16 protein-coding genes and 1 pseudogene are annotated in these 22438 nt (G+C 65.6%); 3 read left to right on the plus strand and 14 right to left on the minus strand.

Annotated elements, in window-relative coordinates; genetic code table 11:
- Positions 1 to 120 precede the first annotated feature (120 nt).
- Entirely contained in the window at positions 121 to 2487 is a 2367-nt protein-coding gene (hrpB, locus tag AADZ90_RS19675) for an ATP-dependent helicase HrpB (protein WP_367311013.1), read from the plus strand.
- A 57-nt stretch (positions 2488 to 2544) separates the two neighbouring features.
- Here the strand turns inward: hrpB and AADZ90_RS19680 are convergent, their stop codons facing one another.
- The 9 genes and pseudogenes from AADZ90_RS19680 to AADZ90_RS19720 form a co-directional block, all read right to left on the minus strand.
- Entirely contained in the window at positions 2545 to 3078 is a 534-nt protein-coding gene (locus AADZ90_RS19680) for a hypothetical protein (RefSeq protein WP_367311014.1), read from the minus strand.
- 118 nt (positions 3079 to 3196) lie between these two features.
- Complete coding sequence (gene gnd / locus AADZ90_RS19685; RefSeq protein WP_367311015.1) at positions 3197 to 4591, minus strand: NADP-dependent phosphogluconate dehydrogenase; 1395 nt, start codon at positions 4589 to 4591, stop codon at positions 3197 to 3199.
- Between the two features lie 17 nt (positions 4592 to 4608).
- Positions 4609 to 5472, minus strand: coding sequence for a DMT family transporter (locus tag AADZ90_RS19690; RefSeq protein ID WP_367311016.1), 864 nt, complete (start codon positions 5470 to 5472; stop codon positions 4609 to 4611).
- A gap of 117 nt (positions 5473 to 5589) precedes the next feature.
- Entirely contained in the window at positions 5590 to 6303 is a 714-nt protein-coding gene (locus AADZ90_RS19695; protein WP_367311017.1) for an MBL fold metallo-hydrolase, read from the minus strand.
- Positions 6304 to 6414: 111 nt separating this feature from the next.
- A pseudogene (locus AADZ90_RS19700) lies at positions 6415 to 7260 on the minus strand (ABC transporter permease); the annotation flags it as partial.
- A gap of 10 nt (positions 7261 to 7270) precedes the next feature.
- Positions 7271 to 8968: an ABC transporter permease gene (locus tag AADZ90_RS19705; protein ID WP_367311019.1), complete on the minus strand. Its 1698-nt coding sequence runs from the start codon at positions 8966 to 8968 to the stop codon at positions 7271 to 7273.
- Positions 8969 to 9256 carry a DUF1330 domain-containing protein gene (locus AADZ90_RS19710; RefSeq protein ID WP_367311020.1) on the minus strand — a complete coding sequence of 96 codons (288 nt, stop codon included), beginning with the start codon at positions 9254 to 9256 and terminating at the stop codon, positions 8969 to 8971.
- Positions 9257 to 9305: 49 nt separating this feature from the next.
- On the minus strand, positions 9306 to 10415 hold the full coding sequence (locus AADZ90_RS19715) for an extracellular solute-binding protein (protein WP_367311021.1): 1110 nt from the start codon (positions 10413 to 10415) through the stop codon (positions 9306 to 9308).
- Between the two features lie 144 nt (positions 10416 to 10559).
- Positions 10560 to 11657, minus strand: a complete 1098-nt coding sequence (locus AADZ90_RS19720) for an ABC transporter ATP-binding protein (RefSeq protein WP_411997111.1) — start codon at positions 11655 to 11657, stop codon at positions 10560 to 10562.
- 181 nt (positions 11658 to 11838) lie between these two features.
- On the opposite strand from AADZ90_RS19720, the gene AADZ90_RS19725 reads away from it, so the two are divergent.
- Positions 11839 to 12576 (plus strand): MBL fold metallo-hydrolase, encoded by a 738-nt coding sequence (locus AADZ90_RS19725; protein ID WP_367311022.1) that lies wholly within the window; start codon positions 11839 to 11841, stop codon positions 12574 to 12576.
- Positions 12577 to 12580: 4 nt separating this feature from the next.
- On the opposite strand, the gene AADZ90_RS19730 is transcribed toward AADZ90_RS19725, so the two are convergent.
- Positions 12581 to 15724, minus strand: coding sequence for an efflux RND transporter permease subunit (locus tag AADZ90_RS19730; RefSeq protein WP_367311023.1), 3144 nt, complete (start codon positions 15722 to 15724; stop codon positions 12581 to 12583).
- A 1-nt stretch (position 15725) separates the two neighbouring features.
- Positions 15726 to 16865, minus strand: coding sequence for an efflux RND transporter periplasmic adaptor subunit (locus tag AADZ90_RS19735; protein ID WP_367311024.1), 1140 nt, complete (start codon positions 16863 to 16865; stop codon positions 15726 to 15728).
- An 89-nt stretch (positions 16866 to 16954) separates the two neighbouring features.
- Between AADZ90_RS19735 and AADZ90_RS19740 the strand changes: the two genes are divergently transcribed.
- A complete protein-coding gene (locus AADZ90_RS19740; RefSeq protein ID WP_367311025.1) occupies positions 16955 to 17584 on the plus strand; it encodes a TetR/AcrR family transcriptional regulator in 630 nt (209 codons plus the stop codon).
- A gap of 6 nt (positions 17585 to 17590) precedes the next feature.
- On the opposite strand, the gene AADZ90_RS19745 is transcribed toward AADZ90_RS19740, so the two are convergent.
- From AADZ90_RS19745 to AADZ90_RS19755, 3 genes are all read right to left on the minus strand, one after another.
- Entirely contained in the window at positions 17591 to 19129 is a 1539-nt protein-coding gene (locus AADZ90_RS19745; RefSeq protein WP_367311026.1) for an alkaline phosphatase D family protein, read from the minus strand.
- Positions 19130 to 19502: 373 nt separating this feature from the next.
- A complete protein-coding gene (locus AADZ90_RS19750) occupies positions 19503 to 21314 on the minus strand; it encodes a M3 family oligoendopeptidase (RefSeq protein ID WP_367311027.1) in 1812 nt (603 codons plus the stop codon).
- Positions 21315 to 21575: 261 nt separating this feature from the next.
- Positions 21576 to 22397, minus strand: a complete 822-nt coding sequence (locus AADZ90_RS19755; RefSeq protein ID WP_367311028.1) for an amidohydrolase family protein — start codon at positions 22395 to 22397, stop codon at positions 21576 to 21578.
- Positions 22398 to 22438: the final 41 nt, after the last annotated feature.

Genomic DNA, 22438 nt, shown 5'->3' on the forward strand with positions numbered 1-22438 from the left:
GCCATGTCCAGTGGACAGACTGGTTGCACCGGCAGGACGCCTCCGGCGGAGGTATTTATGGCAAGATGAGAACAGGCGCTCCGCGTTGCGCCGACCCGTCCCGCACACGATAAGGCACCCATGCGCCTGCCCATCGACGATATCCTGCCAGAGGTCGTGACCGCGATCCGCACCCACGGACGCGCCGTTCTCCAGGCGCCACCGGGGGCGGGCAAGACGACGCGCGTGCCGCTGGCGCTGCTTGAGGCGGTCGCTGGCAGGATCATCATGCTCGAACCCCGCCGCCTTGCCGCCCGCGCCGCGGCGGAGCGGCTGGCCGAACAAATGGGCGAGGCGCCCGGTCAGACCGTCGGCTACCGGATGCGCGGCGCGACCAAGCCGGGCCGCCGGATCGAGGTCGTGACCGAAGGCATCCTGACCCGCATGATCCAGTCCGACCCCGAGCTGACCGGCATCGGCGCCGTCATCTTCGACGAGTTTCACGAACGCTCCCTCCAGGCCGATCTGGGCCTTGCGTTGTGCCTGGAGATCCGCGCGGCGCTTCGCCCCGACCTCGCGCTTGTCGCCATGTCCGCCACGCTCGACGCAGCACCCGTCGCCGCCCTGATGGACGACGCCCCGATCCTAACAAGCGAGGGCCGCAGCTTCCCGGTGGAGGAGATCTGGCTCGATCGACCGAACAAGCTGAGGTTGGCTGAGGCGACCGCCGATTTGATCGTCCGCGCCTCGGAGGAGCGCGACGGCTCCATCCTCGCCTTCCTCCCCGGTGCACCCGAGATCCGCCGCACCGAGGCCGCGCTGGCCGGGCGCCTTTCCGGCACCGACATCCGCCCTCTCTACGGTGGCCTCCCCTTCGCGGCCCAGCGTGCAGCGATCGCTCCCGGACGGCGCCGCAAGGTGGTGCTCGCGACTTCCATCGCCGAGACGTCCCTGACCATCGAGGATATCCGCATCGTCGTCGACGCAGGCCGCGCCCGCCGCGCGCGCTTCGATCCCGGCTCCGGCATGTCGCGCCTCGTGACAGAACGCGTGACCCGCGCCGAAGCGATCCAGCGTGCAGGCCGGGCGGGCCGGGTCGCGCCGGGCGCCGCCTACAAGCTCTGGACGAAGGGCGAAGACGGCGCGCTCGCCGCCGCACCCCCGCCCGAGATCGCCGCGGCCGACCTCGCGCCGCTGGCGCTCGACCTCGCGCTTTGGGGCAGCGCCGACCTTCCGTTCCTGACGGCCCCGCCCGAAGTCGCGCTGGGCGAGGCCCGCGCGCTTCTTCGCGACCTCGGCGCACTCGACCACGCGGACCGGATCACCGATCACGGGCGCACACTTGCCGCCATGCCGCTCCACCCGCGGCTGGCCCACATGCTGGCCATGGGCGGGCCCTCCGCCGCCCCGCTCGCCGCGCTCCTCTCCGACCGCGACCCGATGCAGGGCGCAGGCAGCGACCTCGCCCTGCGTCTCAAGGCGCTGCCCAAGGACCCTGCCTTCGCCGCCATCCGCACCGAGGCCAAGCGCCTCGCCAAGACGGCCCCCAAGGCCGAGCCGCTCACCCCCGCCGAACAGGCCGCGCTCGCCTATCCCGACCGTATCGCGCTGCGCCGTCCGGGCGACGCCCCGCGCTATCTCCTCTCTGGCGGCAAGGGCGCCTACCTCGCCGAGGACGACCCCCTCGCGGGCCAGCGCCTGCTCGTCGCCTGCGACCTCGACGGTGACGCGCGAGAGGCGCGGATCCGCCTTGCCGCACCGCTTTCCGAAGGCGCCCTGCGTGCCCTCTACGGTGACCGCATCGTCTGGTACGACGTCTGCGAATGGTCCCGCCGCGAGGGCCGCGTCATCGCCCGCAGGCAGGAGCGTTTCGGCGCCATCACCCTCGACGACCGCGTCTGGAAAGACGCGCCGACCGAGGCCATCGCCCGCGCCATGCTAGACGGCGTTCGCGAGCTCGGTCTGCGCCTGGACGGCCCCGCCGTGCTCTTCCGCGCGCGGGTCGAGGCTGTCCGCGCCGCAGGCAAGCCCCTGCCGCCCATGGACGACGCGCACCTCACGGAGACGCTCGACGACTGGCTCCTCCCCCACCTCACCGGCGTGAAGACGGCCGGCGATTGGCGCCGGTTCGACACCGCTCCGGCCCTGCGCGCGATGCTCAGCTGGGACCAGACCCAGACCCTCGACCGCTTCGCCCCGGCGCAGTTTCGAACACCCACGGGCCGCACCGTCCCCGTCGACTATTCCGGGGAGACACCCGCCATCGCCGTCAAACTGCAGGAGATGTTCGGCCAATCCGCCCATCCCCGCATCGCGGGCCAACCGCTGCAGATCACCTTGCTCTCACCCGCGGGCCGCCCACTCCAGGTCACGTCCGACCTGCCGGGCTTCTGGACGGGGGCCTATGTCGATGTCAGGAAGGATATGCGCGGGCGGTATCCGAAGCACCCTTGGCCCGAGGATCCACTCGCTGCGGAACCAACATTGAGGGTAAAGCGACGCGGATGAATTGGAGGTGAGACGTTTGCCTTGCCGGATAAAACGATCGTTCGAAATGAAGTTAAGCTAGGTCAGTTTTTCATAAGCCTGGTCACGATAATCGTTCGGATCGATACCGATCTTGAACGCCCTAGGTTTCATGAAGGCAGTATTCACCTCTTCCCAGCTAAGCGGGCGAACAAAGACGCCGAGGCGAGCAAATGCATCAACCAACCAGGAAAATTCCTCCTCATCTTCCGAGTTGTAGAGGTGCCAATAGCAAAGCGCCTCAGCGAGGTTGTCGGCATACGTGGCCTCGTATTGGCCTTCCGTATCATGGACGATGATGTCCGCCTCATCCGAGTTTACCTCATCCGGACCATGCCAAAACCCAAGCAATTCACCTCCAGCGTACTCGAAAACAAACGTGCAGAGTGCATTTGTTCGCTCCAATGCTTGAACATGAGCCATAAGATCTTCGTCTCTGCGCTGCTCTTCGGTCAGATGGCTATGTGAAAGAATCTCGACGGCACTATGATCTTTGAGAATGGAACAACCGAGTAGATCAAGAATACCGTTTTGATCTCTCTCTAGATCCGATTTGAATTTCTCCAGGTCCACCTCTACCTCCAGATCCTATATTCTTGAAAACCAATCAATTGTTCGAATTTGAAAACGTCAATGTGTCTTGGGCGCGGACATTTTCAGCGCCTCAGCGGGTTCCAGCGCTCTGGTCCAGTCACCCCCACCACGGCCCGTGCTGCCCCTCGTTCCCATCGAGGTCAACGAACCCGTGCCGCCCGAAGAAATCCCGCTGCGCCTGGATCAGGTCCGCCGTTCCGCGCGCCTGACGGAACCCGTCATACCAGGACAGCGCCGCCGAAAATGCGGGCACCGGATGCCCCGCGCCGGTCGCGGCGCAGACCAGCGTCCGCATCGCCGCCGTCCCTTCGTGCAGCGTGTCCGTGAAGGACGGGGCGAACAGCAACCGCCCGTGCGGCAGATCCCCCCGGAACGCCTCGGAGATATCGTCGAGCAAGGCCGAGCGGATGATGCAGCCCGCCCGCCAGATCTCGGCGATCCGGGCGTGACCGAGGTCCCAGTCGTTCTCCTCCGACGCAGCTGCCAGAATGTCGAACCCCTGCGCATAGGCGATGATGCGCGCCGCAAGAAAGGCACGTTCGTAGATGCCGTAATCCAGATCGACCGCGTCGCGCTGGCGGCCCAGTACCTCGGCCCCCGTCTGCCGCTCGTCCTTTAGCGCCGACAGAACCCGGCCACCCACAGCCGCCTCGATGGCCGAGGCATGGCTGCCCAGCTTGACCGCCTCGATCACCGTCCAGCGGCCCGTGCCCTTCTGCCCGGCGCTGTCGAGGATCCGGTCCACCGCCGGTTTCCCGTCCCACTCGTATCCGAGGATCTTCCCGGTGATCTCCACCAGGAACGACGCCAGCCGCCCCTCGTTCCAGGCGGTGAACTTCTCTCCGATCTCGGCGGGCGCCATCCCGTTGCCGTATCGCATGAGCCCGTAAAGCTCTGCGATCAGCTCCATATCCGCGTACTCGATACCGTTATGGACGGTCTTGACGAAATGCCCCGCGCCGTCCGGACCCAGATGTGCAGCGCAGGGAGAGCCTTCGAAATCCGCCGCGATCGCCTCGATCACTCCGCGCATCCCTTCCCACGCTTCCGGCGTGCCGCCGACCATGATCGACGGGCCATTGCGCGCGCCGTCCTCCCCGCCCGAGACGCCCATGCCGATGAAGTTGAGCCCCCGCTCCTCCATCTCCTTCGTGCGCCGGATCGTCTCGGTATAGTCGGTGTTGCCCGCATCGATCACCGTATCGCCTTTGTCGAGATGGGGCGTCATCGCTTCGATGACGCTGTCGATGACCGCGGCAGGCACCATCACGATCACCGCCCGCGGCGACGCCATGCCCTTCAGCATCTCCTCAATCGTGTCATAAGCCGTCAGCTTCTCTGCCAGATCGCCCGCCTCGGTCACGAAGTCCCGCGTCACATCCTCCGACCGGTTCGACACTGACAGCGCAAACCCGTTGTCGAGGATGTTCAGCGCCAGGGCCGAGCCCATCGTGCCGAGCCCGTAAAGGCCAAGGTTCGCCGTCTCTGCCATCTCTCTCTCCCTTCGACCTATGATTTGCGCGCCTGCGCCCCTCCAACGGAAACGAGCGCGATCCCCGCGGCGATCAAGGCGGCGCCAAGGAACAATCCGCCGGGTGGAGCCTCGTCCAGCAGCAGGATCGCGACAGGCACGGCGACCAGGGCGCCGACACCGCCAAGCAGGCTCAGCAAAACCGGCCCGCCCGACCGCTGCAGGATGAAAAGAAGCAGGAACTGCGCCGCAAAAACGACGGTCTGCGCCCCGATCAGGACAAACGGCATCACCCGGTCGGCCGGCACGACAACAGAAAATCCCGGCAAGAGGGCGAGGGCAAAGAACATCGCCGCACTCGCGCCCAGAAGACCCGGCGCCAGCGCTTCGGCACTCTCGCCCGGCGGCCAGCGCAGGCTGCGGTAAAGGTTGCCGATCGCCAGAAAGACCGGCCCGACTAGGGTCAGGATCACCCAGAGGGCCGGCGCGTCCGGCGTGCGGAACTGTTCGACCGCCAGGACCCCCGCCCCGATCAGCGCGGCCAGCACGCCCGCGGCGCGCAGGGTGTTGAACCGCTCCATCCGGAAGCAGAGCGCGCCGAGATAGGTCAGAAGCGGCGGCAGGGTGATCGCCAGGGCCACGAAGCTCGCACCGACATGGGGCACGGCGGAAAAGAAGGTCAGGTTCGAACCCGCCAGTGTGAAGAAGGCGGCGATAACGAAGTATTCCGCTGTGCGCCCGTTGACCGCCGGACGCTGACCGCGTGCCGCGGCGACCCCGCCGAGGATCACCGTCGCGCCAAGGACCGACCAGGCCAGAAGCGGCAGGGGGGCGAGCCCGGTGTCAGAGGCGATCTTCGCGATATTGGTCGACAGGCCCAGACACGCGCCCGCGCCGATCAAACTCGCAAGCGCGACGAGCCGCTGTTTGCCCGCGCCCTAGTCTGTCGTCGTTGTCGTCACCCGCCCGCCTTTCGCCCGTCACGGGCATAAGTCCCGGCCCTCGGGATCGTTCCCGGCTCACCCGCCCGACGGATCCATCGGCGCGCCGGTCCAGATATGGGCGAGCACCTCGATGAAGCGATCGGCCCCGAGATCTTGGCGCCGGTAGATCTGCCCGTGCAGCGGCAAGACCGCCGCAACGGGTCGCCGCTTCAGCAGATCGGGCCAGGCCGCGCAAAAGATCTTGTCGTCGTCCTCGTCCATCTTCGGCCGCTCCAGCCGTGGCGGGTCCGCGGGTTGCTCCGGTCCCGGCCCGACGGCGCTGTCGCCGGCCAGAAGGATCCCATCCGCCTCCGCCAGATAGAGCAGGATCGATCCCGGCGTATGCCCAGGCATCTCGATCACCTCGATCCCGTCCTTCTTGAGAAGCGGATGGTCCACCGGATCCTCGAAAGCGAGCCTCGTCTCGACCGCCTCTGGCGCGTCCTGATCGGCCGGATGAAGAAGGACCGACAGGTCGTAGCGACGGGTCAACTCCTCGAACGCATCGCCAGAGGCGCAGAGATCCTTGTGGCTGAGAACAAGTGCGCCGGGCCCGTATCCCCCCGCTGCCAGATCGGCAATCCCATCAAGGCACCAGGAAAACGGCGCATCGACCAGGATCGAATGCCCGTCCCGCAAGATCGCATAAGAGTTCACCGGCCGCCCCGTTCCGCCGGAAACCGAGCCCTTCTGCGGCAAGATCCGGACCGGGCCGGCGATGGTCTGGATATCCGGGCTGTAGAACTCCATCTCAAGTCTCCTTCCCTGGGCGCGGCTGGTACATGGCATAATTTTCCAGAAAATTATGCACCCCAAAATCTTCTAGAAGATTTTGGGCAGGAAAATCCTTCGAGAAGGATTTTACCCCGGCGACATCCCGCGAAGCCGTTCCGACCGTCGCCTCAGCATCTCCAGGATCGTCAGAAGCACGATCGAGACCGAGACGAGGATCGTCGCCGCCGCCAGGATCGTGGGTGAGATCTGTTCGCGCAGACCGGTGAACATCTGCCAGGGCAGGGTGGTCTGTCCGGCCGATCCGACGAAGAGCACCACGACCACCTCGTCAAACGACGTGATGAAGGCGAAAAGCCCGCCAGAGACGACCCCCGGCAGGATCAGCGGCATCTGCACCTTGAAGAAGGTGCGCACCGGCCCGGCCCCAAGATTGGCCGCCGCCCGCGTCAGCGACCGGTCGAAACCCACCAGCGTCGCCGTCACCGTGATGATCACGAACGGGATCCCCAAGGCCGCATGGGCCAGCACGACGCCGGTATACGTCCCCTGCAGGCCGATCCGGCTGTAGAAAAAATACATCCCCGCGGCCGAGATGATCAGCGGCACGATCATCGGCGAGATCAGCATCGCCATGATCGCCCCCCGGAAGGGCACATGGCTCTGGCTTAGCCCGATCGCCGCCAGCGTGCCCAGCGCCACCGCGATCAGGGTCGCCATCGGCGCAATCTTCAGCGAATTCCACAGCGCGCTCTGCCATTCGTTATTCGTGAAGAAATCCTCGTAATGCTTCAGCGAATAGCCGTCCGGATCCAGCGCCAGCATCTCCGGCGTGAAGGTGAAGAAGTCCTGCGCATTGAAGCTCAGCGGGATGATGACGAGGATCGGCGCGATCAGGAAAAAGAAGATCAGCCCGCAGATCACCCGGAAGCCGTAGAACCAGATCTTCTGGGGCGTCGTCGCATATGGCGGCAAGGCGCTCATCTCAGCCTCCCAGCTTCACGTTGTCGATACCGACCAGCCGGTCATAAAGCCAGTAGAGCAGCAGCACGACCGCCAAGAGGATCGTTCCCAAAGCGGCCGCCAGGCCCCAGTTCAGCGAGCTGGAGATATGGAAGGCGATCCGGTTCGAGATGAAGACGCCCTTCGTCCCGCCGACCAGTTCCGGCGTGATGTAGTACCCGATGGCCAGGATGAAGACGAGGATCGACCCCGCCCCGATCCCCGGTACGCTCAAGGGGAAATAGACCCGCCAGAAAGCGGTGGTGTTCGTGGCGCCCAGTGATTTCGCCGCACGCAGATAGGACGGATCGATCGTCTTCATCACCGAATAGAGCGGCAGGATCATGAAGGGCAGCAGGATATGCGTCATCGCGATTATCGTCCCCGTCGCGTTGTTGATCATCACCAGCCGGTTGCCGTCGCTCAGAAGCCCCGACCAGACGAGGATGTCGTTGATCACCCCCTGCTGCTGCAACAGCACCTTCCAAGCGCTGGTCCGCACCAGAAGCGAGGTCCAGAACGGCAGCAGAACCAGGATCATCAGCACGTTCGCGGTCCGCATCGGCAGGTTCGCCAGCAGCCACGCCACCGGATATCCCAGAAGGATGCACGAGCCGGTGATCAGAAGGCTCATCCAGAGCGTCCGCAGGAACAGCGTGCCATAGATCCGCTGATCCTCCGGCTGGCGTTCGATCCCCTGCGGGGTCAGCTGCAGGTCGGCAGCGGCCAGGAAATAGCCCGCCGTCAGCGGGTCTGAGAACGCCTCGATCGTCCCCCAGACCTCCAGGTCGCCCCAATCTTCGTTGAGATCGAGGAAGGCGGCCCGCACGTCCTCGGGCGTGAACCCGGCGATGGCATCGCGTGCCTGCGACAACAGGCGCGCGGTATCCGCCGGCAGATCCTCGGGCAGCGCCTCCAATGCAGCCAGATCGCTCGCCAGCGCCTGATAGACAACCGGCCAGGGCTCTTCTTCCGTAGGGCTGTCCTCATCCTCGACCTGTGCCGTCCGGGCGAAGGCGCCGTAGATATCCGCCGTTTGCGGCAAGGCCGCCTCGACCGCCCCGTTCAGCCGGAACCGCGGCTCTGCCCCGCGATCCTCCGCTGCGGCCCATTCCGCCTGCCGTTCGATCCAGTCGGGATCGGCCATCAGCGCGACCCAGGTTGCGGGCTCTTCCCAGGCCGCGTCCAATGCGATGAACTGCTCCATCGTGGGTTCACCGATCTCGTCCATCCCGCGCCCTGACCGGCGAAAGAGCGACGACATCCCCGTCGTCTCGTAATTCAAACGCGTGCCCAGCCGCGTGTGGTTCTTGCGCTCGACCGCGACGTTCATGTCACGTGCCAGGGCGACGAAGACCTCCTCGCCAGGAAGGTCCTCCCCCTCCCACCCGTCCAGCGCCACGACCGTGCGCGGCAGCGTCTCGGACACGATATCGTTCTCGACCGACCGCCAGAGCATATCGACGATCGGCGCGATGAACGTCACCAGAACGAAGACCAGAAGCGGCAGAACCAGCAGGAACGCCCGGATCTTCTGCCTTCTGAGCGACCGCGCCAAGGACGCCTTCAGCGGCGTGCCGTCCGCGGCCAGCATCGGCCCGTCGGCCCGCTCGGCATTGCGAAGCGCGTTGTCGGGCGTCGCGCCCGTGAACTGGTCCGGCCCTGCGGCGGTCTCGGCCATTCAGACCCCTTCCACGAGGATGATCGTGCTGTCCGCGCTCGCCCTGCGGATATCGGCGACGGCCTGATAGTCCGGATCCTCATAGGCCGCCTTGGCCGCCTCGAAGCTGTCGAACTCGATCACCACATGGCGCTCGCCCGCCGTGCCCTCGCGCAGCTCGGACTTGCCACCGCGCACGATGAATCTGGCACCGTGGGCCTCAAGGATCGGCGTGTCTTTGGCGACGTAGTCCGGATAGCGTTCCGGATCGGTCACGGTGATATGTCCGATGATGTAGCCCTTCGGCATCGCAGCCTCCGTTATGAGGAGGGCGGCCCGAAGGCCGCCCCGCTTTGCCTTATTGGGCGAGCCAGGCCTGGAACCGCGAATCCAGATCATCGCGGTAATCGGCCCACCATTCGTAGTTGAACAGGAAGGTGTTCTGCGCATTCGCCGGATCGGTCGGCATATGCGGCGCCATGTCGATGCCAAGCTCCGCATGCTGCCCCACAAGCGGGGCCGACGACTGGCGCGCCGGGCCGTACGAGATGTATTTCGCTTGATCGGCCAGACGCTGCGTGTCGGTGGCGAACCGCACGAAGTCCAGCGCGCGCGCCTCCCGCTCCGGCGGAAGACCGGCGGGGATGATCCAGCCGTCCAGGTCGAACATCTGCCAGTCCCACAGCATCGCGATCGGCTGGTCCTGCTCCTCGATGGCCGAAAAGAGGCGGCCGTTATAGGTCGACCCGATCACCACTTCGCCATCGGCCAGAAGCTGCGGCGTCTCGGCGCCCGCTGTCCACCAGATCACGCTGTCCTTGATGGTGTCGAGCTTGGCGAAGGCGCGGTCCTGCCCTTCTTCCGTTTCCAGCACCTCGTAGACCTCCTCGATCGGTACACCGTCGCAGATCAGGGCCCATTCCAGGTTCGCGATCGGACGCTGCTCGAGCGACCTCTGGCCGGGGAAGGTCTCCAGATCGAAGACGGCGCAGACATCCTCAGGCACAGCCCCGCCCCATTCCTCGACATCCGTGCGGTAGCCGAAGGTTGTCGAATAGACGATCTGCGGGATGAAGCAGTCGCTGACGATCAGCTCGCCGAAATCCTCGCTGGCGCTCGATCCGTCGTCGCCCGGTGCCAGCATCTCGTCATGGTCGATCTCCATGGCGAGGCCCTCGTCGCAAAGCCGGATCGCGTCCGACGCGACGACATCGACGACGTCCCAGGTGATGTTGCCCGCTTCGGCCATGGCGCGCATCTTGGCGGTGGCCTCGGCCGAGCTTTCGTCCCAGGTGATGCTCACACCGGTATCGGCGGCATAAGGTTCGGAATAGGCCTTCTGCTGGCTCGCCTGATAGGCGCCGCCCCAGCTGACGATCGTCATCTCGTCGGCCATGTGGCCTTCCGCGAAGGCGGTCCCGGCCAGGCCGAGCGCCGTGGTGGTCATCGCGATGGTCTTGAGTTTCATACTTGTCTCCCAGTTGTTTCCCCGGTCATTCCTCCCGGCCCGCGTCGGGGGTCGCGGCACCGGCATCTCTCAGCCGCTCATCGGTCCTTGCAGACCTCTTCGCTCCCAACGAGGAGCGCCCGTGAGGGAGCGACGAGTGCGCGCTCAAGCATCAAGCGCCCGCGCATCCTCGGCCAGCCAGCCGATCTCCACCGTCTCGCCCGGCTTCAAGCGGTCCTGCCCTTGGGCATTTCGGCTCTTCATGATGAAGTCATCCTGCCCGGCGACGCGCAGGCGCGTCCGGAACTGATCGCCCATATAGATGAACTCCAGGACCTCGGCCCTCAGGGTATGCGCCTCCGGGCTCAGCCGCTCGCGCTTGAACTCCACCCGCTCGGGCCGGATCGACACCTTGGTCCGCTCGCCCACGCCGCCCACATTCACCGGCACCGCGTCGATCAGCCCGCCATCGTCCAGCCGTACCAGCGCCAGCCCGTCCTTCATCTCCTCGATCACGCCTTCCAGCGTGTTGTTCTCACCGATGAACTGGGCGACAAAACTGTTCTGCGGGCTCTCGTACAGCTCATCGGGCGGGGCCAGTTGCTGGATCCGCCCGTCATCGAAGACCGCGACCCGGTCCGACATCGTCAGCGCCTCGGTCTGGTCATGCGTCACGTAGACCGTCGTAATCCCCAGCTCATGGGCGAGGTTCGTGATCTCGAACTGCAGGCTTTCCCGCAGCTGCTTGTCCAAAGCCCCCAGCGGCTCGTCCATCAGCACCAGCTCCGGCTCGAAGACCAAAGCCCGCGCCAACGCCACCCGCTGCTGCTGCCCGCCCGACAATTGCGCCGGGCGGCGGCCCTTGAAGGCCTGCATCTGCACCATGCCCAGCGCCCGGTCGATCTTCTCTTCCCGTTCGGCCTTGCCCAGATCGCGGACCTCCAGCGGGAAGGCGAGGTTCTCGGCCACGCTCATATGCGGAAACAGCGCGTAGTTCTGGAACACCATCCCGATCCCGCGCTTGTGCGGCGGGATGTTGTTGATCGGCCGTCCGTCCAGCCGGATCTCTCCATATGTGGCGGTCTCGAACCCCGCCAGCATCATCAGGCAGGTCGTCTTGCCCGACCCCGAGGGGCCTAGCATCGTCAGAAACTCGCCCTTCGGCATGGAAAGGTTGAGGTCTTTGACGACGAGCGTTTCGCCGTCATAGCTTTTCTGGACCCGCTCGAACTCTACAAAGGCGTCCGGTCCGCTTCCATCCAAGATGGCATTCCCCTCATATCACTCCGACGGCAAACACGTCTCTCCGTCGGTTGCCGAACAAAGCAAAGGCCCCGGCGCATTGCAAGCGGCAACCCTCGTCCTGCGCAAACCGGTCACAGGAACGCCTGCCGCGCAGGCAGAAGATTGACAGAACCGGGCCGGGCCGGGCTTCCTGCGCCCCGTGACAGATCTTCCAAAGCTCCAGGGCCGCGTCACCTCGCTCGCCATCCTCGATTACGGGCTCTTCGAGGTGCGCGAGGACGAGCGCCGGATCGGCCTCCCCGGCTACCTGATCCGCACCGATGCGGGCGAGGCGATCCTGGTCGATCTGGGCCTGCCGCCGAAATACATCGCCGATCCCGAAGGGGCAGGGCAGGGCGATGGCCTCGACGCCTTCGGCCGGGTCGTCTCCGTTACCGAGGCCAACAGCCCCGCCGCGCAGCTCGCGCTTCTCGGCCTGACCGCGGCGGATATCGACCTTCTCGTCCTGACCCACAGCCATATCGACCATATCGGCGACCTCGCTTTCGCTCCGCAGGCTCCGCTCCTCCTTTCGGCGGCGGAGCGGGCGCTCGACCGCCCGGTCTACTGGCAGACGGCGCAGCCTCTCGCCTGGCCCGACCGCAAGACGGTGACGATCACCGGCGACACCGAGCTCTGCCCCGGCCTCACCCTCCTCGACGCGCCGGGCCACACACCCGGCCAGCTCGCGCTCTGGCTCGACCTGCCCGAAACCGGCCCGGTTCTGCTGACATCGGATGCGATCTCAAGACCCGGCGAGGCCTTCGCCACCGAGGCTGCAAGCAAAACCGCCGCAAACCTGTTGGCGCGTGCCAAGGCCGCAGGGGCCTTCGTCATCTACGGCCACTGGCAGGATCAGTGGCCCAGGCTCCGGAAGGCGCCCGACCTCTACTGCTGAAAGCTCACTCCGCCGCGTGCCGCAGCACGAGCGGCGCCTGCACCACCTCGGGCGCCGCTTCGGTCTTGGCCCTCACCTTCCGGCGATGCAGCAGGGCGAACATCGGCGGCGTGAAGTAGAACGACACGACCGATGACAGCAGCACGCCACCCGCAATCGCCACCGCGAAGGGGGGCCAGAACCCGCCACCCGCCAGGATCAGGGGCAGGAACCCCCCGAAGGTCGTGATGGTGGTCGACACGATATGCCGGCTCGACCCCGACACGACCCGCGCCATCGCCGCCCGGTCGCCTGCCGCCGCCTCCGGATCGCCCTGCAGCCCTGTCAGGATGATGATTGCGGCATTGATCGACACCCCGATCGACCCGATCACCCCGATGATCGCGTTGATCCCGAACGGGTACTGCATGATGGCGAGCGACAGCATCGACAGCCCCGCCGACAGCACGCAGACCACCAGCGCCACGCCGGTCAGCCGGAACGAGTTGAAGGTCAACGCGATCGTCGCGATCGTCAGCGTCACGATCAGCCCGACCGAGGCCAACAGGTTCCCCACTGTATTCGACCGCGCGTCCGAATCGCCGCCCAGCTCCATCCGGTAGCCCTGCGGCAGCGCAAAGTCGCGCGCGTCCAGCGCCGCCAGCACCGATTGCAACGCCTCCTCCGGCAGAACGCCCGGCACGATGAAGGCCTGCACCGTGTTCGACCGCTCGCCGTTCCGGCGGGTGATCACGCTTTCGGCCGGTTCCAGTACCGGCCGGGCCAGCTCCGACAGCGGCACCGCCGGGAACGCGCCGGTGGCCGAAACGGTGGCCGCCCCCGGCAGCAGGATCGGCAGATCCGAAATCGCCGCCAGATCGCCGCGCAGCCCGTCGCCCAGCCGCACGCGCACGGGCAACTGCTCCGTCCCCTCGACCAGCGATCCGCCGGTGACGCCGACCAAGCCGGATTCCAGCTGGCGCGCCACATCGGTGACGTCCATCCCCAGAAGCCGCGCCGACACCTCGTCGATCTCGAACCGGATCTGCGGCGCGCCGCCGGTGACGCCTGCGCGGACCTGCGTCACCAGATCCAGATCGGCCATGATCGCGCGGGCCTCTTCGCCAAGCCGCCGCAACTCGTCCAGATCCGGGCCTACCAGCCGCACTTCGACCGGGGCGGCGACGGGCGGCCCCTGAACAAGCCCCCGCACGATGATCCGCGCCTCGGGGAAGTCGACGTCCAGCCGCTCCTGCAACTCGGGCACCAGCCGCGCCGAGGCTTCGGGCGAGGCCGAGTTGATCATCGCCTGTGCATAACCCGGCTCGCGCGACCGCCCGCCGGTAATGTTGTAATAGAAGGCCGGCCCGGACGTCCCGATCGACCAATAGGCGGACACGATGCCCTCTTCCGCGCCGAGCAAGGCATCGATCTCCCGCACCACGGCTTCGGTCTCCGCGATCGCGGTTCCGGGCGGCATGTCGATTTCCAGATAGAACTGATCGCGATCCACCCCGGGAAAGAACTGCGCCGTCAATGTCGGGAAGGCCGCGAAGCCGAGAACGGGCAAAACCAGCGACAGGGCGATGGACTTGATCGGGTTCTCCACCGCCCAGCGGATCGACCGCTCGAACAGTCGCGCGACCCCCGGCAGGCTGATCCCGCGGCCCAGGAACGTGCCGTCGCGACCCTGCGGCAGGAACCATCCCGCAAGCGCGGGTGTCACGGTCAGCGCGACGAACAGCGACCAGATCAGCATCAGCACCACCGCGATCGCGATCGCCCCCACGAAATCCCCCGCCGGTCCCGGCAGCAGGATCATTGGCGTGAACGACAGCGCCGTCGTCACGGTCGACGCCAGAAGCGGCGCCGCCAGCCGCTTGACCGCATCGCCCACCGCATCGATCCGCGCCACACCACGTTGCAGTCTCTGACGGATCTCGTCCGACATCACGATCGCCGCGTCGACCAGCAGGCCCAGGGCCACGATCAGGCCCGTCACCGACATTTGGTGGATCGGCAGGCCGATGAAGTTCATCGTGGCCAGCGTCGACAGCGACACGACCGGCAGCACCAGCGCCACGATCGCCGCCGCGCGCACGCCCAGCGTGATGAACAGAACCGCGACGACCAGCCCCACGCCGATCGCCATGTTCGTGCCGACCTCGGCCAGCCGCGCCGCCGTATAGGTGCTCTGATCGAACAGCAATTGCTCCGACAACCCCGCCGGGATCGCCGCGGACCCGCTCTCCAGTTCCTCGCGCACGAACCCCATCCAGCGGTCAATCTGCACGCCATCCTGCGCCAGAACGCCGACCAGCACCGCGGGTCGCCCGTTCGCCAGCGCCAGCTCCTCCGCCGGATCCCGCGCGCCGCGGGTGATCTCGGCAATGTCGCCCAGCATCACGCTCGCGCCGTCCTCATTCTCGCGCAGCACCACCTCGCGCAGGCGGTCGAGCGTCTCGATCTCGCCCGAGATGTTGATCGTCAGATCGCTCGCAGCCCCCTGCAGCCGCCCCGCCTGCACCTTGCCGTCCGCCGCCGCGATCCGGGCCGAGATCTCCTGCGCCGTCAGCCCCAACGCCGCCGCCTCCACCGGATCGACCCTGACCAGAACCTCCTCCTCGGGCTCGCCGAACAGATCGACCGCCCGGGTCGACGGAATGGACCGCAGCCGGTCGGCCAGCGTCTCCGCATGGCGCTGCGCCAGCGTGATCGGCACGCCGTCATGGTCCGCCGTCACCGCAACGACCGCCGAATAGGCCGAAATCCCCTCGGCATTGAATTCCGGCGGCTGCACGCCAGCAGGGAAGTCCCGCCGCGCATCCTCGACCGCATCCCGCGCCTCGGACCAGACCTGTTCGATCGTCGTCTCGTCCAGCGTCTCCAGTAGCTCGACCGAAACCACCGAAACCCCGCTGCGCGACACCGACTCGATCGTGTCGACCTCCGCGATCTCGCGCAGTTCCTCCTCGATCTCCGCCGTCACCAGTGCCTCGACCCGCGCCGGATCGGCGCCGGGAAAGCTCGTGGTGATCGTCGCGAAAAGGTTGGTGATCGTCGGATCCTCCTGCCGCCCCAGCGACAGGAACGACGAGGCCCCGGCCGAGATCAGGACCAGCAGGATCAGCGCCACCAGCCGCGGCTGCCGGAAGGGGAGGGTCTCCATCTCAGCTCTCCCCGGTCAGGCGGACCGACTGGCCCGGCGTCACCCGATGCGCCCCCGACCGGATCAGCCGGGCGCCATCCTCGAAACTGCCGCGCACGAAGGCCCGCTCGCTTTCCGCATGAAGGATCTCGACCGCCGCATTCCGCACCACCCCGTGGTCGTCGACGATCAGAACCGTCCAGACGCTCCCCGTCCCCTCCTGCAGCGCATCCATCGCCACCCACGCCCCGGGCTGCGCCACCCGCTCCCGCATCAGAAGCGTCGCCGTCTGGCCAAAGGCGGGCGGCGTCTCGGTCTCCAGAACGAACAGCGCCGTACGGGTCCGCGTCACCGGATCGATATCCGGCCGCAGGTTGATCAGCGTCGCCTCATGCCGGGCGCCACCCACAAGGGCCTCGACAGCCTCCAGATCCTCAATGGACACACTCAACGGCAACCCCACCCGGATCTGAGGTTCCGCCACATCGATCAGCGTCAGGATGGTCTGCCCTGCCGCCAGCGTCTCCCCGCCATCGACATTGCGCGCCCCGATCCGCCCCGCAAACGGTGCCCTCAGAACCGACTTCTCGATCCGGATCTCGACAGCGTCCAGCGCCGCCTCCGTCTCGATGATCCGCGCCGTCAGCTCGTCGCGCGTCGCCACCGCCTGATCCAGCCGCTCCTGGCTCGTGAACCCCTGACCGACCAGCGTCTCGTTCCGACCGACCTGGCTTTCCGCAAAGATCAGCTGCGCCGACAACGCATCGCGCGAGGCGACAAGGCGGTCCCGATCCGCCTCCAGCAGATCCGTGTCGAGCCGGGCCAGCACCGCCCCCGCCTCCACAGGATCGCCTTCATCCACCTCGATCGCGTCCAGCCGCCCGCCCAGTTCGAACGACAGCGCCGCCCGATACCGCGCCTCGACCTGACCGACAAAGCGCCGCTCCAGATCAAATGCGCTCTCGATCACCAACCGCTCCGTCGCGACCGGGGTCAGCGCCGCCGTCACGGGCGGCTCCGTCGCTTCGGCCCGGCTGGTCAGGACAGTGCTGCCGGTCGCGACCGCGCCGACAGCCAGGCCGACGACCAGGAGCGTCGCCGTGATCGACAGGAGTTTCAGGGCAAATCGGCGAAGGCGGGTCTGCGGGCGGTGTGCGGTCATCGGTCCAATCCTCGCAAAGTTAGCGTCTCTTACATATGTTAGAGTCTCTCACTTTGACAAGTCTTACGTGGTCTGAGAAAGGTTGGATCATGAGCCGTGACCAAGAAATCAAGAAAAGAGGCAGCTACCACCACGGCGACCTTCGCGCCCAACTGGTCGAGGCGACGCGCCAGCTGGTCGAGGAAAAAGGCCCCGACCATTTCACCGTGTCCGAGGCGTGCCGCGTCGCCGGTGTCTCCACCGCCGCGCCCTACAAGCACTTCAAGGACAAGGAGGAGTTGCTGAACGCCGTCACGCTCGAAGGGATGCTGCGCTCCCAAAAGATGATGACGGACGAACTGGCCAAGTATCCCGAAGGCAGCCTCGACCGCATCGTTGCCCTCGGCCGCGTCTACATCCGTTTCGCCTTGCAGGAGCCCGGCGTCTTTCGGCTCATCTTTGGCCTGGCCGAAGATCACGCCGACCAGACCGACCTCGTCGCCCAAGGCCACCAGAAATTCGGCATCGTCCAGCACGAGGTCGCCAGCTGCCTCGGCCAATCAGAGGTTGGCCCCGAAGAGGCCCGCCGCGCCTTCCTCCTCTGGAGCTTCGTCCACGGCCTGTCGTTCCTGCTGATCGACGGCAAGGTCGACAAGATCGGCTATCCGCTGGATCAGGAGGCGATCCTGAAAGAGATCGCCGTCCGCGTCATGGGCGACATGCCCGACGCGCAGGGCTAGAAGACGTCAGGCCCGAACCGGATCCAGATCGACCGACCAAAGCTCTGCGTCGGCCACATCCATCAATCGCACGGTCATCACGCCGGTATCGGCCGCGATATCCACCTTGCCGAAGAATTGCAGCCCCTCCGACGGCGGCAGGTTCCGCTGCCCCTCGTCGGGATGCTTGCTGAACCGCACTTCAGGCCCGAACGTGTTGTCATAGTCGCTCGGCCCGAACGTACCTGCATGCAGCGGCCCCGAGACGAACTCCCAGAACGGCTCGAAATCCTGAAACTCGGCGCGGTCGGGGCTGTAGTGATGCGCGGCGGTGTAATGCACATCGGCCGTCAGCCAGACCGTGTTGCGAACGCCGCCATGCTTGATGAAGGCCAGGATCTCTGCGATGTCCTGCTCGCGACCCAGCGGCGGGCCGTCGCCGTTGGCCATGTTCTCGAACGCCTCGTCCCCGTCGCGCACCATCATCCCCAGCGGCATGTCCGACGCGATCACCTTCCACAAGGCATCGCTGTTGGCCAGTTCCCGCTTCAACCAGTCGATCTGATCGCGCCCAAGAAATGCGGCGCCCTCTTCCTGACGATTGGCAGAGTTCGGGCCGCGATAGGTCCGCATATCCAGAAAGAACATATCCAGCAGCGGCCCGTAGGCGATCTTGCGGTAGACCCGGTAGGGCTCCTCCAGGCTGGTCCGCGTCGGCATCATCTCGTGAAATGCCCGCGCGCCACGGGCGGCCAGGACAGAGGCCGACTTCTCCGTATACCGGTCGTCCGAGATCAGCATCTCGGTCGGATACCAATTGTTCGTCACCTCGTGGTCGTCCCACTGCGCCAGGATCGGCACTTGTGCCGAAAACGCCCGGTGGTTCGCATCCATCAGATTGTAGAGGTATTGGTGCCGGAACTCGTCCAGCGTCTCGGCCACCGTGGCCTTCTCCTCGATCATCACGTTGCGCCAGACCGATCCGTCCTCCAGCGCCACCTCCGACTCCATCGGATTGTCCGCATAGATCGTGTCGCCCGAATGGATGAAGAAATCCGGCTGGTGCTGCTCCATCGTGGTATAGATCGTCATCCCGCCCCGATCCTCATCGATCCCCCAGCCTTGCCCGGCGGTATCCCCCGACCAGACAAAGCTGATATCCCGCAGCGCCGTCGGTGCCGTGCGGAAGCGGCCCACAACAGGCTCCGACGCGCTGTTGGTGTCCGTCAGATCCTCCATCGTTACGCGATAAAAGATATCCTGATCTGCAGGCAGCCCGGTCAGCGCCATCTTGCCCGAATTGCTGGTCGGCCCGCCCAAAGGCAGCGCGGGCATCCGCCGCGCATTAGAGAAGCTCTCGGTCGTGGACCATTCCACGACCATCTGCGCCTCGCGATCGGCCCGCGCCCAGATGATCGCGCCATCATGGGCGATATCGCCCGACTGCACCCCGTGGGTGATGGTAGCGCGGGACTGCGCGCGGCTGATGCTCGGCATGAAGAGCGCGCCGCCCAAGGCAGCGGACCCGGCAAGTGTCTGGCGGCGGGAGGGGCGAAGGATCGGCATCGTCTGACCTCGTGGCTGGATGAGTATTTACCCAGCATCCAGGACGCCCGAATCCGGCACACGTCACCTCTGTGACAGCCCCGTCAAATTTCGATGACGGGCGGTCTGTCGCCGATACGGCAGATCAACAATGGCCGCGTGATCGACTAATTGTTTCCTCAAGATGTTGCGGCGCGAATCTGCGTTCGCCGCATTAACCCGGCTCATCGCCGGAAGAATGTCCGACAGAATGCCGACGTTATGCCGACGGAACGCCGACCGGCCAAATCGCCCTTAAAACCAAGGTTAACAGCCGATTCGCAGCAGACCCCGCGTTGCCCGCCCGATCCGCCCCGTTCGCGCTGCTTACATCCGGGTAAGACCTGAGGTAGCCTCAGCCCTCCATCGCCTCCAGCTCGTCGATGAACCCGCCGATCATTCCCAGCCCCTTGTCCCAGAAGGCCGGGTCCGACGCGTCGAGCCCGAACGGCGCCAGAAGCTCCTTGTGGTGCTTCGACCCGCCCGCCTTGAGCATGTCGAAATACTTCTCCTGGAAGTCCGGATCCCCTTCCTCATAGGCCGCATAAAGCGCGTTCACGAGGCCGTCCCCAAAGGCGTAAGCGTAGACGTAGAAAGGAGAATGCACGAAATGCGGAATGTAGGACCAGAAGGTCTCGTAGCCCTCCATGAACTCGAAGGCCGGCCCCAGGCTCTCGCCCTGCACCGACATCCAGATCGCGTTGATCTGGTCCGGCGTCAGCTCGCCGCCCTTGCGCGCATCGTGCAGCTTCACCTCGAAATCGTAGAACGCGATCTGGCGGATCACCGTGTTGATCATGTCCTCGACCTTGCCCGCCAGCAGCACCTTCCGCTCCGCCTGATCCTTGGCCTGCGCCAGCAGCTTGCGGAAGGTCAGCATCTCCCCAAAAACGCTCGCGGTCTCGGCGAGCGTCAGAGGCGTCGAGGACAGGAACTCCCCCTGTCCCGCCGCCAGCCGCTGGTGCACGCCATGCCCCAGCTCGTGGGCTAAGGTCATGACATCACGCGGTTTTCCAAGATAGTTCAGCATCACATACGGATGCACATCTGTCACCGTCGGGTGCGCGAACGCCCCCGGCGCCTTGCCCGGCGTCACGCCCGCATCGATCCACCCATCGGTGAAGAACGGCTGCGCCAGATCGGCCATCCGCGGATCGAATCCCGCATAGGCGTCCAGCACCGTCTCCCGCGCCTCATCCCAGTGGATCTTGCGGTCCGCTTCCATCGGCAGCGGCGCGTTGCGGTCCCAGACCTGCAAGATATCCAGATCCAGCCACTTCGCCTTCAGCTGATAATACCGGTGCGACAGCCGCGGATAGGCGGCGACCACCGCGTTCCGCAACGCCTCGACCACCTCGGGCTCCACCTGGTTCGACAGGTGCCGGTAGGTCTGCGGTGTCGGAAAGCCACGCCAGCGGTCTTGGATTTCTCCCATCTTCGTCAGGGTGTTATGGATCCGCGCCGTCAGCTGGACGTTCTCTCCCAGCACCCGCGCGATCTCCCGCGCCGCTGCCTCGCGCACCGCCCGGTCCTTCTCGGTCAGCAGCGTCGTCGCCGCCTCGATCCCCAGCTCGTCCCCGTTCACGGTAAAGACCAGAGCCGCCATCGTCTCATCAAACAGCTTGTTCCAGGCAGAGCCCGTGACCGGCGAATTGTCATGCTCATACCGTTCCAGCTCATCCGACAACTGGTAGGGCTTCATCGCACGCAGCTTGTCGAACACCGGCTTGTACCGCGCCAGCCCCTCGCTCGCCGCGAACAGCCCCGCGATATGATCATCCTCCAGCCGGTTCAGCTCCAGCGACCAGAAGACCAGCGGCGCCGTGTAATCGGTGATCTTCTCCTGGCAATCCGAGAAAAATTTCGCCCGCTCAGGATCGGTCGTCTTCTGGTAATAGCGCAGCCCCGCAAACGACATGATCCGCCCTGCGATCATGTCGATCTTCTCGTTCCGCTCCACGGCTTCGAGCATCCCGGCCCCGTCGAGCGTCTCCAGCTTGCCTTCGTAGTCAGCAGCAAAGTCCTTGCAGGCGCCCTCCAGCCAATCCAGATCGCGCTTCACCTCCGGCGCGTCGGGGGCGGGGTAAAGATGCGTCAGATCCCACACGGGCAGGTCCCCGAACGGGCTGTTACCGGTGGTCGCGTTGGCGTCGAAAACACGGGTCATGGGCAGATCTCCTTCACGCCCCTGACTACGGCAGCGCACGGAGAAGGAAAACCGGACAACGAGGCGCTCCGGGCAAAAAAAGTGCGCGCAACGCCTTCTTTAAACGCACCATTCATCCCCGGTTAAGCAGGGCACAGCTAAAGATACTTTCGTGCGCTGCAATTCCGATAGCAGTCCGGTGTAGCGGAGTACGAGTGACAGAGAGACGGACCGCCCAACCACGGTTCGTCTCTCTTTTTTACCTTCTGTTAAGATCTCCCTTTACCTTTTGTTAAGGCCGTAGAGCGCCTCCGGGGCCGTCACAAGGATCGTCCGCCGCGCGGCCTCGGATGGGACGGCGTCGTAGAACGCATCGAAGAGGCGGGCCGCCTCCGGCTTTCCAGCGTTGCCCAGCATCAGATGCGGCCAGTCCGAGCCCCAGAGGCAGCGCTCCGGCGCGGCCTCCGCGAGGGCTGACACGAGCGGGATGACATCATCGTAAGGCGCTGACGAAAAACGATAGACGGCGCTCAGCTTTACATAGGCGTGGCCGTCGCTAATCAGCCGCAGCAACGTCTGAAACCCCGGCTCCTCCACCCCGCGCGCCACATCTGGCCAACCCAAGTGATCGATCACCACGGGCACCGGCATCGCCTGGATGTCCTCTGCGATCTCCGCCAGATGCTCATGGGTATGGAGCAGCATCTCCACATGCAATCCCCGCTCTGCCAAAGCGGGCGCCAGCCGCCGCGCTGCCGGCCACGACAGCAGCGACCCGTGCACGAGGTTCAGCCGCACGCCTCTCAGCCGCCATTCCACGAACCGGTCGAGCACCTCCTCGTCCACGTCATCCGACACCAGCCCGATCCCGGCAAAGCTCGGCCCCAACTGCCGCAACGCCTCCACCGTCACCGAATTGTCCGTCCCGTAGAGGATCGAGTGCACCAGCACCCCGCGCGAAAATCCAAGCCTTTCCAGATGCTTGCGATAGGCCGTCAGTGCCTCTCCCAGATCCCAGTCCGGCGGCCGCTCCACCGCGGAAGGCGCCAGCGCAAAGTCCGTCGCCACCATATGCGCATGGGCATCGACAGCTCGCAAAGGCACCACCCCGCTCAAGCGAGCAGAGCCGGAAGGCTCGCCCGAGC

It is taken from the genome of Aestuariibius violaceus (assembly GCF_040779325.2).
Lineage (GTDB): Bacteria > Pseudomonadota > Alphaproteobacteria > Rhodobacterales > Rhodobacteraceae > Aestuariibius > Aestuariibius violaceus.